Annotated in this window: 14 protein-coding genes and 1 pseudogene; 5 read left to right on the forward strand and 10 right to left on the reverse strand. The window is 66.4% G+C overall.

Going from position 1 to position 16,553, the window contains the following annotated elements:
• Nucleotides 1-51: 51 nt before the first annotated feature.
• The 4 genes from DU475_RS18395 to DU475_RS18410 form a co-directional block, all read right to left on the reverse strand.
• The gene (locus tag DU475_RS18395) at nucleotides 52-513 is read right to left on the reverse strand and encodes a DUF3237 domain-containing protein (protein ID WP_164632947.1); all 462 of its coding nucleotides are present in this window, start codon (nucleotides 511-513) and stop codon (nucleotides 52-54) included.
• Between the two features lie 121 nt (nucleotides 514-634).
• The gene (locus tag DU475_RS18400) at nucleotides 635-1,939 is read right to left on the reverse strand and encodes a TRAP transporter large permease (RefSeq protein ID WP_164632952.1); all 1,305 of its coding nucleotides are present in this window, start codon (nucleotides 1,937-1,939) and stop codon (nucleotides 635-637) included.
• 10 nt (nucleotides 1,940-1,949) lie between these two features.
• Complete coding sequence (locus tag DU475_RS18405; protein ID WP_164632953.1) at nucleotides 1,950-2,444, reverse strand: TRAP transporter small permease; 495 nt, start codon at nucleotides 2,442-2,444, stop codon at nucleotides 1,950-1,952.
• 224 nt (nucleotides 2,445-2,668) lie between these two features.
• Entirely contained in the window at nucleotides 2,669-3,679 is a 1,011-nt protein-coding gene (locus tag DU475_RS18410; RefSeq protein ID WP_164632954.1) for a TRAP transporter substrate-binding protein, read from the reverse strand.
• Between the two features lie 174 nt (nucleotides 3,680-3,853).
• Here DU475_RS18410 and pobA point away from each other — a divergent pair, with 174 nt between their 5' ends.
• Both pobA and DU475_RS18420 read left to right on the forward strand, forming a co-directional pair.
• Nucleotides 3,854-5,026, forward strand: coding sequence for a 4-hydroxybenzoate 3-monooxygenase (pobA, locus tag DU475_RS18415; protein ID WP_142882269.1), 1,173 nt, complete (start codon nucleotides 3,854-3,856; stop codon nucleotides 5,024-5,026).
• Nucleotides 5,027-5,286: 260 nt separating this feature from the next.
• Nucleotides 5,287-5,736, forward strand: a complete 450-nt coding sequence (locus DU475_RS18420) for a PaaI family thioesterase (RefSeq protein WP_164632948.1) — start codon at nucleotides 5,287-5,289, stop codon at nucleotides 5,734-5,736.
• Nucleotides 5,737-5,910: 174 nt separating this feature from the next.
• On the opposite strand, the gene DU475_RS18425 is transcribed toward DU475_RS18420, so the two are convergent.
• Nucleotides 5,911-6,597, reverse strand: a complete 687-nt coding sequence (locus tag DU475_RS18425) for a DUF2848 domain-containing protein (protein WP_013503430.1) — start codon at nucleotides 6,595-6,597, stop codon at nucleotides 5,911-5,913.
• Nucleotides 6,590-7,939, reverse strand: a complete 1,350-nt coding sequence (locus DU475_RS18430) for an amidase (RefSeq protein WP_013503431.1) — start codon at nucleotides 7,937-7,939, stop codon at nucleotides 6,590-6,592. The genes DU475_RS18425 and DU475_RS18430 overlap by 8 nt, the downstream gene beginning before the upstream one ends.
• A gap of 295 nt (nucleotides 7,940-8,234) precedes the next feature.
• Between DU475_RS18430 and DU475_RS18435 the strand changes: the two genes are divergently transcribed.
• The 3 genes from DU475_RS18435 to DU475_RS18445 all read left to right on the forward strand — a co-directional run bounded on the left by DU475_RS18435 (nucleotide 8,235) and on the right by DU475_RS18445 (nucleotide 10,850).
• A complete protein-coding gene (locus DU475_RS18435; protein WP_047306992.1) occupies nucleotides 8,235-8,648 on the forward strand; it encodes a Zn-ribbon domain-containing OB-fold protein in 414 nt (137 codons plus the stop codon).
• A 5-nt stretch (nucleotides 8,649-8,653) separates the two neighbouring features.
• Complete coding sequence (locus DU475_RS18440) at nucleotides 8,654-9,793, forward strand: thiolase C-terminal domain-containing protein (RefSeq protein WP_164632949.1); 1,140 nt, start codon at nucleotides 8,654-8,656, stop codon at nucleotides 9,791-9,793.
• A 142-nt stretch (nucleotides 9,794-9,935) separates the two neighbouring features.
• Complete coding sequence (locus DU475_RS18445; protein WP_164632950.1) at nucleotides 9,936-10,850, forward strand: SDR family NAD(P)-dependent oxidoreductase; 915 nt, start codon at nucleotides 9,936-9,938, stop codon at nucleotides 10,848-10,850.
• A 243-nt stretch (nucleotides 10,851-11,093) separates the two neighbouring features.
• Here the strand turns inward: DU475_RS18445 and DU475_RS18450 are convergent, their stop codons facing one another.
• The 4 genes and pseudogenes from DU475_RS18450 to DU475_RS18465 all read right to left on the reverse strand — a co-directional run.
• Nucleotides 11,094-12,419 carry an OmpA family protein gene (locus DU475_RS18450; protein ID WP_047307343.1) on the reverse strand — a complete coding sequence of 442 codons (1,326 nt, stop codon included), beginning with the start codon at nucleotides 12,417-12,419 and terminating at the stop codon, nucleotides 11,094-11,096.
• 407 nt (nucleotides 12,420-12,826) lie between these two features.
• Entirely contained in the window at nucleotides 12,827-13,156 is a 330-nt protein-coding gene (locus DU475_RS18455) for a DMT family transporter (protein ID WP_013503436.1), read from the reverse strand.
• 116 nt (nucleotides 13,157-13,272) lie between these two features.
• A complete protein-coding gene (gene ppc, locus DU475_RS18460) occupies nucleotides 13,273-16,083 on the reverse strand; it encodes a phosphoenolpyruvate carboxylase (RefSeq protein WP_164632951.1) in 2,811 nt (936 codons plus the stop codon).
• Nucleotides 16,084-16,182: 99 nt separating this feature from the next.
• Nucleotides 16,183-16,553 (reverse strand): annotated as a pseudogene (locus DU475_RS18465) (hypothetical protein); the annotation flags it as partial.

Consider the following 16,553-nt stretch of genomic DNA (forward strand, 5'->3'; position numbering starts at 1 on the left):
CCTCTCCCCGCACGCGGGGAGAGGTTCAGGCCGCAATCCTGGGCGATGGCCTCACAGCACCTGATGCACGTCGATCACGACGCGGTCGGCGTGGCGGGCGGCGGAGCCGACGAACAAATGCTGCATCAGCCACTGATAGTTCGGGTGACCGGTCTCGAATCGCGGCCGGGTGCGGAAATAGATCTGCTTGGGATCGACCGGCTCGCCGCGCTTCAGCTTCTGCAACAGCTCGACCGGCCCGAACCGGATGCCGACGTTCTCGACATAGACCACCGCGCCGTCGTCGGTCTCGAACGCATATCTGGCCTCCAGCTCGATCAACTCGTTCGGGCGGATGATCTGGAAATCGGCGCCGAACGGCAGCACTCGGCCGTTGATCCCCTCGCCTTTCACCTCGCCGCCAAGGATCGGAATGATCCGCCGCACGCCGGTGCCGATCTCGCCGGCCGACGTCACCTCGCCGATCCGCGCGGTGATGGTGAAGACGTATTTGGTTTCGAGGGTCGGGGTCATCGCATCCATCCATTTTGGTCGTCATGCCCGGCCTTGTGCCGGGCATCCACGTCTTGCGGCGTCGATGATCAGCAAAGACGTGGATGGCCGGGACGAGCCCGGCCACGACGGCGTCTTCGAACTACCCGATCATCCGCATCGGCAGCCAGACCGCGATGATCGGGAATGCGATCAGGATCATCAGCCGGATCAGGTCGGTTATCACGAACGGCGCCACGCCCTTGAACACCGTCGACATGCTGACGTCCTTGATCACGCTTTTGATGACGAACACGTTCATGCCGACCGGCGGGGAGATCAGGCCGAGTTCGACCGTCATCACGATCACGATGCCGAACCAGATCGGATCGAACCCGAGCGCAGTGATCAGCGGAAACACGATCGGCACCGTGAGGATCACCATCGCCATCGCGTCCATCACGCAGCCGAGCACGAGGTACATCACCAGGATCAGCGCCAGCACGCCGTACGGTCCGATCCCCAGACCGGTCAGGAATTCGGTGATGTGCTGCGGGGTCTGGGTGATGGTGAGGAAATAGCCGAAGCAGATCGCGCCGATCAGGATAGTGAACACCGCGGCCGCGGTCCGCGTCGCCTGCAGCAGCGACTGCAGGATGCCGTCTCGGCTCAGCTTGCCGCGCGCCACCCCGATCAGGAAGGCGCCGACCGCACCGACCGCGCCGGCCTCGGTCGGAATGAAGAACCCGCCATACAGCCCGCCGATCACGAACACGAACAATAGCAGCGGCGACCACACGTCGCGGAATGCGGCGAGGCGGTCGCTCCACGAACTCTTCGGCCTGGCCGGCAGGAAGCCCGGCCGCACCACGCCGATGATCCAGATCGTGACTATGTGCATCACGATCGCGAGCAGACCCGGCAGGATGCCGGCGATGAACAGCTTGCCGATGTCCTGCTGGGTGATGATGCCGTACACCGCCAGCACGGTCGACGGCGGCAGCATCGCCCCGAGCGTGCCGCCGACCGCGATCACCCCGGTGGAGAACGACTGCGGATAGCCGTAGCGGCGCATCTCCGGATAGGCGACCGCCGAAAACGTCGCCGCGGTCGCGACCGAGGAGCCGGAGATCGCAGCAAAGCCGCCGCAGGCGCCGATGGTGGCGATGCCGAGGCCGCCCTTCCAGTGTCCGACGAACGTGTTGCCGGCGCGGAACAGTTCACGGCTGATCCCCGACGCCGACACGAACGCGCCCATCAGCAGGAACATCGGAATCACCCCGAACGAATAGTCGGTGACGGTGCGCATCGTGGTCTGGCCGACCAGCTTCAGCGCCGGCTCGAGGCCGGTGAGATAGCCGAACCCGGTGACGCCGACGAGGCCCATCGCCATGCCGACCGGCACGCGCAGCAGCATCAGCACGAACAGGATGACGAAGCCGATGACGGCGACCGTTTCGTTGCTCAGCATCGCGGCCCTACTCCACCGGCTTCATACGCACGTCACGCATCTGCTCCGGATGGAAGATCAGCCGGAAGGTTCGGATCGCGATCAGCAGCACCGCGGAGACATCGCCGAGCCATGCCAACAGATAGAACGGCCAGATCGGGATCTGCAGGTCCATGGTGACGATGTGGTCGGCCCTGGTGGTGACCACCTTGTCGAACAGCGTATAGGTTTGCACGCTGACGACGAACAGCAGCACCAGCGTGGCGAAAATGTCGATCATCCGCTGCCAGCGCGGCGACGCCGCCGCCCACAGCAGATCGACGGTGATGTGGCTGCCGCGATAGCTGGTTGCGGCGATGCCCCAAAAGATCAGCACGCCGAGCATGAACTGACCGAAATTGTAATAGTCCGGGATCGTCACCGCGAAGAATTTGCGCATGACCACAGCGAGGAAGGTGTTGAGCGCGACGATGCCGACGAAGAACGCCGCGATCCATTCGATCGTGTCGATGAAGCGGTCCATGCCGTCTTTGGCGAACCGCCGCGTCGTCAGCGCGCCGGGCAGCCGATCACGGAGCTTGTCGTCGGGAGGGGAAATCATCGGGGCTCGATCGTTGCGACTGCGTCAGTCACGATGAACGTCATTCCGGGGCGCTCGCGCAGCGAGCGAACCCGGAATCTCGATCGTGGGTCAGAGATTCCGGGCCTGCGCGCGATGCGCGCATCCCGGAATGACCGCGGAAAAGCTCACAACCCAGCGTCGTACTTCTTCAGAGCGTTCTGCAGCTCGGCCTCGATCGCGGCCGGATCGCCGCCGGCCTTCTTGACCTGCTCGGCCCAACTGTCGCGCAGCGGCTTGGTGGCCTTCTTCCATTCGGCGAGCTGGGCGTCGGTCAAAGGATAGACCTCGTGGTCCTGCAGCGCCTTCATCTTGACGCGGCCGTTGGCCTCGAAATCGGTCCACGGATCGGTGACCTTGGAGGCCCATTCCGGCGTGCAGTGATCGTCGATGATCTTCTTCTGCGCGTCCGACAGCGCGTTATAGGCCTTGAGCCCGATGTTGTAGGTGAACACCGTGGTGTAGAGCGGCACGTCCATGTGATACTTGACCACCTTGTCGATGCCGAACAGGAACACCGACCCCCACGGGAAGGTGATCTCGTCGGCGACGCCGCGCTCCAGCGCGTCGCGCGATTCCGGCGCCGATGCCTGCACGTTGGTGCCGCCGAACAACTTCACCATTTCGCCGATGGTCGATTGCGCCGGCCGCACCTTCAGGCCGCTCATGTCGGACGGCAGCAGCACCTTCTTCTTGCCGTGCAGCGCGCCCGGATCATGGATGAAGGCGAAGCACAGCTTGGTGTCCTTCATCTCGGTCGGAGCGTACTTGTGGTACCACTCGTTCAGCGCCAGCGTGCCTTTCTTGCCGTCCTTGAACACGAACGGAAGCTGGCCGGCGGAGACGATCGGGAAGCGGCCGGGTTGATAGCCGGGATTGACGTAGGTGACGTCGGCGATGCCGTCGCGCGCCATGTCGTAATGGTCAAACGCCTTGCCGAGCTGCTCGGAGGGGAACACCGTCATCCGGATGCTGCCGCCGGACGCCTTCTGGATGTCCTCGGCCCACGCCTTGGTCGCCGGCACCAGCGGATGCGCCGGCGGTACCCACAGCGAGACTTTCCAATTGACCGTCTTGTCCTGCGCAAGCGCGGGCGTCACGCTGGCGGCAAGCAGCAGCGCGAGCAGAGTCTTCCTCATCATCGAGCTTCACTCCCTGTGGTCGGCTTCAAACGGCCTTTGGGCCGCATTGTTATAGGTTATAACCATCATTGCAAGTGACCGCCGCGTAATAGCTGCTAGACACCGGAGGGCGGCTAGACGGCTCCGTGACGGTCCCGTAACGAGGCGACGACATCATCGGGGGGAACGACCATGCGGACACAAGTGGCCATCATCGGCGCGGGTCCGTCCGGACTGCTGCTCGGCCAGTTGCTGCACAAATACGGTATCGACGCCGTCATTCTGGAACGCAAGGATCCGGACTACGTGCTGTCGCGGATTCGCGCCGGCGTGCTCGAACAGGGCATGGTCGACCTGCTCGACGAAGCCGGCGTCTCCGCCCGGCTGCATCGGGAAGCGCTGGTGCACGACGGCTTCGAGATCGCATTCGCCGGCAAGCGCCACCACATCGATCTGAAGGGCGCGACCGGCGGCAAGAACGTCACGGTGTACGGCCAGACCGAAGTCACCCGCGACCTGATGGAAGCGCGCAATGCCGCCGGCCTGACCACGATCTACGATGCCGCCGACGTCAGCCTGCACGATTTCGAGGGCGCCCACCCCAAGGTGCGGTTCGTCAAGGACGGCACCACCCGCGAAATCTCCTGCGATTTCATCGCCGGCTGCGACGGCTTTCACGGGATCAGCCGGCAGAGCGTGCCGGCCAGCGCGGTGCAGTCGTTCGAGCGGGTGTATCCGTTCGGCTGGCTCGGATTGCTGTCCGACACCCCGCCGGTGTCGCCGGAGCTGATCTACGTCAACCACGACCGCGGCTTCGCGCTGTGCTCGATGCGCTCGGCGCACCGCAGCCGCTATTACGTGCAGTGCCCGCTCACCGACGACATCGCCGACTGGAGCGACGACCGGTTCTGGGACGAACTGAGGAGCCGGCTCGATCCGGCGACCGCCGGCAAGCTGGTCACCGGCCCGTCGATCGAGAAGAGCATCGCGCCGCTGCGCTCGTTCGTGGCCGAGCCGATGCGCTTCGGCCGCCTGTTCCTCGCCGGCGACGCCGCCCACATCGTGCCGCCGACCGGCGCCAAGGGCCTCAACCTCGCCGCCAGCGACGTGTACTACCTGTCGCGCGCCATGCGCGAATACTACGCCGAGAAGTCGGAGGCCGGCATCGACGCCTATTCGGCCAATGCGCTGCGCCGGGTGTGGAAGGCCGAACGGTTCTCGTGGTGGATGACCTCGCAGCTCCACCGCTTCCCCGATCATGACGCCTTCTCGCAGCGCATCCAGACCGCCGAGCTCGACTATCTGATCAGCTCGCAAGCGGCCCTGACCTCGCTGGCGGAAAACTACGTCGGACTGCCGTACTGAGGCGCCTGCCGGAAGGCGTCATTCCGGGGCGCCCGTCAGGCGCGAAACCAGAATCCGGAGCTTTGGCGCGCAGCTTGCTAACAACGTCGAGATTCCGGGTTCGCGAGCTTACGCTCGCGCCCCGGAATGACTGCGCATGGAATAACGTCGCCCCGTTTCAAACGCCCTCTCAAACCGCGCTTCAAACTATGTCGGCGTTGCAGGCAGTGCTGCGGTGCGGTCTAAAGGCGGTCGATGCAGCAAGGCGAGCGACGAGGCGCATGACCACCGACAGCGATTCGAAAGACACCCCCGAGCCAGACGGCGTTCCCGACGGCTTCGTGCGCCACACCCGGTCGAGCCCCCTCACCGCGCCCTGGGAACCACTCTACGCCAGGACTACGACGGACGCGGTGATGCTCGGCTTGCGGATTCGTGAGGCGCACACCAACTCGCGCGGCCTCGCCCATGGCGGGCTGATCACGGCGCTGGCCGACAACGCGATGGGCTATAGCTGCGGCCTCAAACTCGGCGGCGGCGCGCGGCTGCTGACGGCGTCGCTGGCGATCGACTTCATCGGTCCCGCCAAGATCGGCCAATGGCTGCAGATCGAACCGGAAGTGATCAAGGTCGGCGCCAAGCTGTGCGTCGCGCAGTGCTTCGTAACCGCGGACGGCACCCGCTGCGCCCGCGCCAACGGCACGTTCAGCGTGGTGAAGGCGAAGGGGTGAAAGGCCGCACTCCTGGCCGTCTAGCACCGTCGTTCCGGGGCGCGCGGAGCGCGAACCCGGAACCCCGAGCTGTTCTGCGCCGTCGGCCCTTGTCATAACCTCGAGATTCCGGGTTCACGCGCTGTCGCGCGTGCCCCGGAATGACTGCGGGTGACGGCGCTTACCTCGGCTCGCTCACCCCAGTATCGGTAGCTCCACCACGTCGTAGCCATGGCGGATGACGCGGCCACGCACGGGATCGTCGATCTCGAACTCGAACCGCGATGCGGTGCGGATGCCGCCCTTGGCAGCAAAGGTGCCGCCGAACAGCGCGCAGCCATCGGGCAGGCTCTCGCCATCAAAGCCACGGGCGATCAGCTCGCGCGCCGGCAGCATCGCATCGAGCGTGCCCTCCTGGTACAGCACGCGCGTCCCGCCGATCGTGGCGTAGGAACGCAGCACGATGCGATCCCAATGCGCCTCGAGGTCGCCGAACTCCCACAGCGCGGGCGCCACCGGCTTGTCGCACATCTGCTTCGACACGGTGACGCCATAGGCCTCGACCTTGCGGTCGGTGTGATCGGAGCCGACGCCGACCAGGATGCGGCCCTGATGGCCGATCAGCACGAACTCGACCTCGCCGGACGAGTCGCAGCCCGACACTTCGATCGCACGCGCGGTCGTGAGCCGCGCCGCGGCGACGCGGTAGTAGATCGGCGTCGACGCCGGCCGCGCGATGCCGAGCGCTTCCAGTTCAGCGATGTGGTGATCGCGCGCCACCGGATCGCGCCCGGTCCAGCCGGCGATCACCGCAGTCGTGATCGGCAGCGTCAGTTCGGCACGGCTGCCGGCAGCGTCGAGTGTGAAGGTGAGATCAACCACGGATCACCGCCTCCAGGCCGGCCGCGACCTCGAAGATCTCGCGGTCGGCACCGTTCACGCCCGCCAGCATCAGCCCGATCGGTGGCACGCCGTCCTGGTGGCACGGCAGCGAGATCGCGCAGCCGTCGATCATGTTGATCAGCGTGCAATTCCGCAGCGTCAGCAGATTGGCCTTGGTGAACGCCTTGTCGTCGGCCAGCTCGGCAATGGTCGGCGCCGCGATCGCAGTGGTCGGCATCGCTACTGCGTCATACGGCGCCAGCCGCGCCGAGGCGCGCGCGATCAGCGATTTGCGTGCATTCACCAGGTCGACGTAGTCGGCGGCGCTCTGGGTCTCGCCGCGCAGGATGCGCTCGCGCACCCGCGGATCATAGACGTCGCCCTGCGCCACGATCAGGAAACGATGCCAAGCGTAGCTCTCGGCCGCGGCAAAGCCGCCCTTGGCGCCGAGCGGGGCGACCTCGGCGAATTCCGGCACCTCGATCTTCTCGATGATCGCGCCGTGGCTCGTCAGCGTCTTCAGCGCGCGGTCGAACGCGGCAGTAACGGCGGCGTCGAGACCGTCGAGCGCCACCGTGGTCGGTACCGCGATCCGCATCCCCTTCGGAGGCCGCGCGATCAGCGGCCCCACCGGCTGATCGGCCAGGATCGCGTCCAGCGTGGCGCAGCATGCGACGCTGCGCGCCAGCGGGCCGATACTGTCGAGCGAGAACGACAACGGCACCGCACCGTCGCGCGGCACGCGATATTGCGACGGCTTGTAGCCGACGATGCCGTTGAACGCCGCGGGGATCCGGCACGAGCCGCCGGTGTCGGTGCCGAGCCCGGCATGCGCCATGCCGTCGGCGACCGAAACCGCGGCGCCGGACGACGAGCCGCCCGGCACGTAGCCGACGTCGCGGCGATAGGCGGCTTTCGGCGTGCCGTAATGCGGATTGATGCCGATTCCCGAATAGGCGAACTCGGTCATGTTGCTGCGGCCGATCACCACGAAGCCGGCACGCCGCAGCCGCGCCACCGCGGGCGCGTCGCTGTCGGCCGGCGGATTGTCGTCGAGCGCACGCGAGCCGGCGCGGGTCACCTGGCCCTTGATGTCGAACAGATCCTTGATCGAGATCGGGATGCCGGCGAACGGCGACGGCGCCGCCTTGGCGGCGCGCAGCTTGTCCATCGCGTCCGCCGCCTGCAGCGCCGCGTCGCGGTCGACGTGAATGAAAGCGCGCGCGCCCTCGCCGGCCGGATCGGCGATCCGCGCCAGACAGTCCTCCACCAGCTTGCGGGCGGTGGTGCGGCCGGCTTCGAGATCGGCCGCCAGGGCGGCGAGGGTAGGATGTCGGGTCATGCTGGTCATTCCGCTGCGAGCCGATCGGCAGCGCGCCGCGGCACGCCTCGATCGCAGATGAGGATCGTCGGCTTATTCAGTAGCGCGGAAAGTCAGGCTTTGCCATCCGCCGCCGCCGCCGCGGCTTCGGCCCCGCGCCCGGCGCATCGCTCGGGCGCGACGATTGTCCGCTTTGCGGAATACAATTCACGCGCATCGCTCCGCGCCCTGCGCGTGTTGACGCTGGCGGGGCGATATCGCATCAAGACGCCACAACCGATGGGCCCACGAGCCAGCTCAGGGAGAAAACTAAGACATGGCTGAACCCGCACGCGCACGTCCCAAGATCACTCCGGAAACCCAGCACTACTGGGACGGCGCCAAGCAAGGCGAACTGCGGCTTCAGCGCTGCGATTCCTGCGCCAACGCGTACTTCCCGCCCCGCCCGTTCTGCCCGAAATGCGGCTCGCGCGAGGTCAGCGTGTTCAAGGCCTCCGGCAACGGCACCCTGTATTCCTACGTGATCAATCACCGTCCGCTGGCGGCCGGCTTCACCGAACCCTACGCGATCGCGGTGGTCGAGCTCGAAGAGGGTCCGCGGATGATGAGCAACATCCTGGAGTGTCCGCAGACTCCGGAAGCGCTCGAGCTCGACATGAAGCTCGAAGTCACCTTCCAGAAGATCGACGACAATCTCACCCTTCCGCAATTCCGTCCGGCGAAGGGGTAAGCACCATGCGTCGCAATCAGGTTGCTATCGTCGGCGCCGCCGAGACCACCAAGCTCGGCGTCATTCCCGACATGTCGCAGATCCAGCTCCACGCCGACGCCGCGCTCAACGCGATCGCCGACGCCGGGCTGAAGCTGTCGGACATCGACGGCATCGCCACCGCGGTGGAGACGCCGCAGCAGATCGCCCACTATCTCGGCATCACCCCGACCTGGGTGGACGGCACCTCGGTCGGCGGCTGCTCGTTCATGCTGCACGTCCGCCACGCCGCCGCGGCGATCGAGGCCGGCCTCTGCAAGACCGTGCTGATCACCCACGCCGAGAGCGGCAAGTCGATGATCGGCAAGCTGCCGCGCTCGATCCCCGCCGACAGCCTGCAGGGCCAGTTCGAAGCGCCCTACGGCATCTACGGGCCGCCGAGCCAGTTCCCTATTCCGGTGCTGCGCTTCATGAAGACCCACGGCATCACCCATGAGCAGATCGCCTCGGTGGCCGTGGTGCAGCGCGAATGGGCGGCGAAGAATCCACGCGCGCTGATGAAGGACCCGATCACCGTCGAGGACGTACTGAACTCGCGGATGATCGCCTATCCATTCCGGCTGCTGCAATGCTGCCTCGTCACCGATGGCGGCGGCGCGCTGATCATGACCTCGGCCGATCGCGCCAAGGACTTCCCGCACAAGCCGGTCTATGTGCTCGGCACCGGCGAGAGCGTCGAGACTCCGATGGTCAGCCAGATGGAGACCTTCAACTCCTCGCGCGCCTTCAAGGTGGCGGGCCCGACCGCGTTCCGCGAAGCCGGTATCAGCCACGCGGACGTCGATCATCTGATGATCTACGACGCCTTCGCGCATCTGCCGCTGTTCGGTCTCGGCGATCTCGGCTTCATGCCGTATGAGGAAACCGGCCAATTCATCGCCGACGGCAACACCCGCCCCGGCGGCAAGCTGCCGCTCAACACCAATGGCGGCGGCCTGTCCTACATGCACTCGGGCATGTACGGCATGTACGCGCTGCAGGAGAGCGTCCGGCAGATGCGCGGCATCGCGCCCGCGCAGGTGCCGAACGCGAAGATCTCGGTCTGCCACGGCGTCGGCGGCATGTTCGCCGCAAGCGGCACGATCATCTTTACGAACGAGAAGTAGCCACGAGTCATTCCGGGGCGCTCACGCAGTGAGCGAACCCGGAATCTCTCTCGCAGAACACCTCGGGATTCCGGGTTCGCGCTGCGCGCGCCCCGGAATGACCGGCAGATTGCAACGAACAACCAACAAAAAGGGACATCACATGGCCAAGGCACTGGACGGCAAAGTCATCATCGTCACCGGCGCGGGGCGCGGCATCGGCCGCGAGATCGCGCTGCTCGCGGCGCGCGAAGGCGCCAAGCTGGTCGTCAACGACCCCGGCGTCGCCTCCGACGGCTCGGGCACCGACGCCGCCCCGGCCGAGCAGGTCGTCGAGGAGATCAAGAAGGAAGGCGGCACCGCGGTCGCGAATTTCGAGACCGTCGCCGAGGCGATTCCCGCCAGCAAGATCGTCAAGCAGGCGGTCGACACCTACGGCAAGCTCGACGGCGTGGTGAACAACGCCGGCATCCTGCGCGACGCGATCTTTCACCGCATGAGCATCGACGCCTTCGAGCAGGTGATCAAGGTACACCTGATGGGCACGTTCTACGTGTCGCACGCCGCCGCGCGCTTGTTCCGCGAGCAGGAGAGCGGCTCGTTCGTGCACTTCACCTCGACCTCGGGGCTGATCGGCAATTTCGGCCAAGCCAACTACGCGGCCGCCAAGCTCGGCATCGTCGGCCTGTCGAAGTCGATCGCGCTCGACATGCAGCGCTTCAACGTCCGCTCCAACTGCGTGTCGCCGTTCGCCTGGAGCCGGCTGATCGGCACCATCCCGACCGAGACCGAGGCCGAGAAGGCCCGCGTCGCGCGGATGCAGCAGATGGGCCCGGAGAAGATCGCGCCGCTGTCGGTGTATCTGCTCGGCGACGCCGCCAAGGACGTCAGCGGCCAGATCTTCGCCGTCCGCATGAACGAGATCTTCCTGATGGGCCAGTCGCGCCCGATCCGCTCGGTGCACCGCGACGGCGGCTGGACCTGCGAAAGCCTCGCCGAGCATGGCATGCCGGCGCTCAAGGGCTCGTTCTACAAACTCGACCGCTCCGCCGACATCTTCAACTGGGATCCGGTGTAAGTTCGGTCAGCACGACGAACGTCGGTTCAACACCAGCACGTCATTCCGTGCCGCGCCGCCAGGCGCGAACCCGGAATCCGGAGCTGTGGAGCACCCGGCCGTCGCGACCAACTCGGGATTCCGGGTTCGCGCTGCGCGCGCCCCGGAATGACTCGAAGAACTAACAGCCCCGCAGTCTACGCACACAGAAAAGCCCGCCTCGCGGCGGGCTTTTCCGTCGGGTGAAGCATCTTGGAGGGGGAGTTACTTCACCACGAATTCGATCCGGCGATTCTGCGCCCGGCCTTCGGCGGTGTCGTTGCCGGCGATCGGTTTCGCCGAGCCGTAGCCCGCCGCCACCAGCTTGACCGGGCCGATCCCGGCCTTGGTCAGGCTTGCCACAACCGCCTCGGCGCGGCGCTTCGACAGCGCGACGTTGGCGGACTTCTTGCCGGCGGCGTCGGTGTAGCCGGCGACCTCGATGGTCACCGCCGGGCACTGCTTGATCGCGGCGGCGAGCTTGCCCAGCAGCGGCTGGGACGCCTTGTCGATTACCGCGCTGCGGCGCTCGAAGTTGATCTTCTCGGCCGATGCCACGGCCGTCACCCGCCCCTGGCAATCCTGCGTGGAAGCGACCGGCAGCTCGCCGGTGGCGCTCGCGGTCTTGATCTCGGCCGCAGGCGCGGCCGGTTTCACCGCCGCCTGCTTGGCCACAGCCTCATCGGCGGCCTTCTTCGCCGCCTCATCGGCAGCGGCCTGCTCCGCGGCCTGCTTGGCGGCGGCTTCCTTAGCGGCAGCTTCCTTGGCCGCAGCTTCGGCCGCGGCCTTGGCGGCAGCTTCCTTCGCCTCGGCCTCGGCCTTCGCCTTGGCGGCGCGCTTCTGCGCCGCATCCATCGCGGCCATAGCCTTGGCTTCGGCTTCCTTGGCTTCGGCTTCCTTCGCGGCTGCGGCCTGCGCGGCGGCTTCGGCCTCCGCCTTGGCCTTGGCCTCGACTTCCGCCTGCAGCTTGGCGACCGTCTTGGCGGCGAGCGCCGCGCCGCTCAGCTCGTCGACAGCGGCGACCCGGCGCACGCCCGGCACCTTCAGGATCTGCTCGCCGAGGTCGGCCCGCACCTTGTCGCTGCCGAGATCGGCCGGCATCAGCACGTCACGCCCGACGACGTCGAAATTCAGCGGATCGGCGCCGGCATCCTTCATCACCTCGGCGACGCGCTCGCGCAGATCCGGCTCCAGCTTCGGCAGCGTGGTGATGCCGAACACAGCAAGGATCAGGCCGGTCGCGAACAGGCCGACCCACCAGCCTTCGAACCGCACCGGCAGCAGGCCCGGCGCGACGCCGCCGGCCAGGCCGCCGACGAAGTAAGCGATCACCAGCCCGACGCCGGCTTCCAGCATCAGCTCGGTCTTGCCGGAGGCGAGCTGCGCGGCGACGAGCACCACCGCCACCGCCAGCACCACGCCGACCCGGCTCACCCAGTAATTCTCGAGGTCGGCCGCCCAGCCGAATTTGTCCGCCAGCAGCGGCGTGACCGCTCCGACGACGAACGCCGCCGCCAGCCAGATCCAGTAATGAGTGACGAGATACAGCATCGGACGCCCCTTCTCCGCCGCGCTCGCGCCGCGTGCCGGAGCCTTCAGCCACCGAAGCCGAGCCGACATGGCGCTGCGAACGCGCAAGTTCGCATGGTCGAACCGCCGCCACGATCTCCAGCAAATGGTCGGGCAGGGTCTTGCCAGTTAGCGCCATCGGAGCGCCGGCCACCATCCTGACGAAAGTTTGACCTGCGGCGCTGTGTGATTACTAACTAAGCAGACACGCTGCGATTTGCGGCACGATCCTAACTACTAATCTACCTGACAGTAGCAGGGTACAGCGCTCGCGGTATCCGGATGCAATTTTCAACAGATGAGCGGGCACGCGGCAGCCCACCGAACTCAACCGCGTTGCCGAAATTATCCGCGCTCGCGGAGAGAGGCCGGCGCGACGATGCCGGACGCTAATGCGCCGACACGTTCGAAAAGAAATTGATGATGCCGACGCCGGCGATGATGAGGGCGATGCCGATCAACGCTGGCGTGTCCAAGGCTTGGCCGAACCACAGCCAGCCGACCGCCGAGATCAGCACGATCCCGATCCCGGACCACAGCGCATAGGCAACGCCGACCGAAATGCTGCTCAGCGTCAGCGACAGGAAATAGAACGCCGCGCCGTAACCGACGACGACCAGCACCGACGGCAACAGCACCGTAAACCCCTGCGACGCCTTCAGCGCCGACGTGCCGGCGACTTCGGCCACGATCGCGATCAGAAGATAGAGCCAATGCATGGTGGACGTCCTCGGTGTCTGCGGCTGCTGGCCGGCTTCAGCATCGCCGCCAATCTAACAGGCGCGCCTTTCCACCGGCTGAACGAGTCCAGACCAATCCGAGCGGCAGCCCGCCCTCACCCGCTATTCCGCAGCCCCGCCGAAATCCCATTGATCGTCAGTTGCACGCCGCGGAGCACCTGTTCGTCCGGATCGTGGGTGCGGTGTTCGCGCAGCAGCTGGACCTGGACGTGGTTCAGGGGGTCAAGATACGGGAAGCGGTGGCGGATCGAGCGTTCGAGCAGCGGGTTGCTCTGCAGCAGGCGGTCCTGCTGCATGATCGCAAACAGATACTCGATCGAGGAATGCCATTCGGCGCGGATGCGGCCGAAGATGCGCTCACGAACATCGACGTCCTCCACAAGTTCGGCATAGCGCGAGGCGATACCGATCGAGCTCTTCGACAGCACCATGTCCATGTTCGACAGCAGCGTGCGAAAGAACGGCCACTCCTGATACATCTTTTGCAGGAAGGCGATGCCCTTGTCGGGGTGCGCGGTGACCCAAGCCGACACCGCGCTGCCGAAGCCGTACCAGCCGGGCAGCATCAACCGGCACTGCGCCCATGAGAACACCCAGGGGATCGCGCGAAGGTCCTCGATCGCGCGCGTCTTCTTGCGCGAGGCCGGGCGGCTGCCGATGTTCAGCGTCGAGATCTCGTTGATCACGGTCGAGGCCCAGAAGTAGTCGACGAATCCGTCGGTCTCGTACACCAGGCCCCGATATGCCTTGAAGGCGAGCGCGGAGAGCTGCTCCATCGCTTCGAGATAGTCGCGATGCGGCGCCACCCGCTTCGGCTGCAGCAGGCTTGCTTCCAACGTCGCGGCGGCGAGGATCTCGAGGTTATTGCGGCCGACTTCGACGTTGGAGTATTTGCTGGTGATGATCTCGCCCTGCTCGGTAATGCGGATCTGGCCGTTCACCGCGCCGCCCGGCTGCGCCACGATGGCGTCGTAGCTCGGGCCGCCGCCGCGGCCGACCGAGCCGCCGCGGCCATGGAACAGCCGCAACCGCACGCCATGGTGCTCGAAGATCTCGATCAGGCCGATCTCGGCCTTGTAAAGCTCCCAGCCCGAGGTGACGAAGCCGCCGTCCTTGTTGCTATCGGAATAGCCGAGCATCACCTCCTGCACCGAGCCGCGGCTGTCGACCAGCCGACGATATTCCGGAATCGCCAGCAGCCGGTCCATGATCTTGGCGCAGGCCTGCAGGTCCTCGATCGTCTCGAACAGTGGCACCACGTTGATGGCGCTGCGCCCGGACGGATCGATCAGCCCGGCCTCCTTGAGCAGCACCGCGACTTCCAACAGGTCGGAGACGCCCTTGGTCATCGAGATGATGCATTGGGGGATCGCCGCCGCGCCGTAGGTCGCATGCGCCTTGGCGGCTTCGCGGAACACCGCGAGCTCGCCGACGGTCTCGTCGCTGTATTTGACGAACATAGAGGTCAGCGACCTCGTGCTGCGCAGCTCGCTGATCAGCAGCGCGATCCGCGCCTCCTCGTCGAGCACGGCATAAGACGTGCCGGGCCGCGCCGCGTCCATCAGTTCGCCGACAGTGCGCTCGTGCACCGCCGAGTTCTGCCGCATGTCGAGGCAGGCGAGATGGAAGCCGAAGCAGTCGATCGCGCGGCGGAGCTGGCGCAGCCGGCCGCGTGCGATCACGCCCGAATTGTGCGTGGTCAGCGACAGGTGAATGGCGTCGAGATCAGCCTTGAAGTCCTGCGCGCTGGCATAGGGCTCGGCCGCGCCGACCGGCGCGCGGAGGTTCTCCACCTCGAGCGCGAGCGCCGTCGCGGCGAGCCGCGCATAGATGCCGGACACCGCGAGGCGATACGGCTCGTATTTGCGATGCGGCGAGGTGTCGGGCGAGGTTTCGGCCAGCGCCTTGACGGTGTCGGTGATGCCGGCGAGATGCGAGGCCAGCGACAATTCCGAGCCGAGTTCGTGCAGCTCTTCGAGATAATAGCGCAGCACGCGGCTGCTCTGCAGCTTCAACGTGCCGTGCAGCACCTCGGCGGTGACGAACGGATTGCCGTCGCGGTCGCCGCCGATCCAGCTTCCCATCCGCAGGAAGCTCGCCAGCTCGCCTTCGCTGTTGACGCCTTCGGCCTTGGCCGCGTCGGCGAGCCGGTCCTCCAGCGCACTGTGCAGCCGCGGCACCTCGCGCAGGAAGGTGTAGTCGTAGAACGACAGGCCGTTGGTGACTTCGTCCAGCACCGTCAGCTTGGTCCGGCGCAAGAGGTTGGTCTTCCACAGCGTCTCGACGGCGCGGCGCAGCCGCTCCTCGTTGTCGGCCCATTCTTCGGCGGTGAGTTGAACGCGGTCGCGCTGATCGAGCAGCGACGCGATCTGCATCTCGCGGTCCATCGTGCTCTTGCGGCGCACCTCGGTCGGATGCGCGGTCAGCACCGGGCTGACCAGCGCGCTGGCGAAGAACTTGCGCAGCTCGGCGGCGGTGATCCCCTCGGCCCGCGCATGGGCCAGCGTCTTGGCGAGCAGGCCGGCGCGCGGCGCCGATCCGGCGGTCGAGCCGGCGCGCATCTGGCGGATGTTGTTCTGGTCCTCGGCGATGTTGGCGAGGTGCGAGAAGTAGCTGAAGGCGCGCACGATCCGCATCGTGTCGGAGATCGACATGCCATCGAGGATGGCGGCGAGCTCGGCGCGCGCGGTTTTGTCGTCGTCGCGGTGGAAGCGGATCGAGGTCTGGCGGATGTTCTCCACCAGATCGAACACGCTCTGGCCCTCCTGCTCGCGCACGGTGTCGCCGAGGATCCGGCCGAGCAGCCGGATGTCGTTGCGCAGCCGGGTCTCGGCCTCGATCGCGGCCGCGTCGTCAGGACGTTCGGAGACCGGCTCAGCACCGGCGGACAGATTCAGCGACGACATGACAGCACTCCAGGACACCACCGGTATCCTGAAGGATTTTGTGCACCGCACGCAAGATCAAGAATGGCGGTGCATGCCGGTTGCAACCGTCAAAGACGGTCAGCGCGCACCAGAAATGTTGCGGACGTTGTCCGGGCGCGGCTCACCTTCGGGCGGCGTGGTATCTGGTGGCGGCGAAACCGGCTCCGCGGCAGCGGGTGGTGGCGACGGAGGCTGCGGTATCGGCATCGGAGCAGCGACCGCAGCTTCGTACAGCGGCGGCTGCGGCACCGGCCGCTCGGTAGCGCCGGCAGGCGGATAGGCCGCCGAACGATCGACCGGCGGCTGATAGGCCGGCGTCGTGGCCTCCTTCGGGCGGCGCTTGGCCCAGAAGAACGGTATCACGATCGCAACGGCCAGACCGAGCACCCGCCGGATCAGCAGCGAGGTCTGCTGCAGGAAGGCGCTCGCCGGCACGCTGAGGCCCGGGA

The organism is Rhodopseudomonas sp. WA056, from assembly GCF_010906995.1.
In the GTDB taxonomy this organism is placed as follows: Bacteria; Pseudomonadota; Alphaproteobacteria; order Rhizobiales; family Xanthobacteraceae; genus Rhodopseudomonas; species Rhodopseudomonas palustris_G.